Genomic DNA, 330 nt, shown 5'->3' with positions numbered 1-330 from the left:
CCTCCTTATACGAAGATATACACGATGAGTACCCACACAGATTGATTAGGTTTAGAAAAGTTAAGAGACGATATTGGGTCTGTAGCTCAGCTGGTTAGAGCGCTCGCCTGATAAGCGGGAGGTCGGTGGTTCAAGTCCACTCAGACCCACCAATATCGACCTAGATGGGGCTATAGCTCAGCTGGGAGAGCGCCTGCCTTGCACGCAGGAGGTCTGCGGTTCGATCCCGCATAGCTCCACCATCTTTAAGCGTTCTTGTTCGACAAAAAGTCTTACGAGAATCTTTAAAAATGCTTCAATTTATTGAATCAAGCTCTTTAACAATTTGGA

General features: G+C 46.4%; 2 tRNA genes. Both read left to right on the top strand.

The features are described from left to right. Positions 1-75: 75 nt before the first annotated feature. Positions 76-152: transfer RNA gene (locus tag AB4512_RS21920), tRNA-Ile, on the top strand. Between the two features lie 14 nt (positions 153-166). Beyond that, positions 167-242 (top strand) — tRNA-Ala (locus AB4512_RS21915). The last annotated feature ends 88 nt before the right edge of the window (positions 243-330 follow it).

Origin of the sequence: Vibrio sp. 10N.222.52.B7 (genome assembly GCF_041474275.1) — a bacterium.
Classification (GTDB): domain Bacteria; phylum Pseudomonadota; class Gammaproteobacteria; order Enterobacterales; family Vibrionaceae; genus Vibrio; species Vibrio crassostreae_C.
This window is presented reverse-complemented; position numbering and strand designations above follow the sequence as displayed.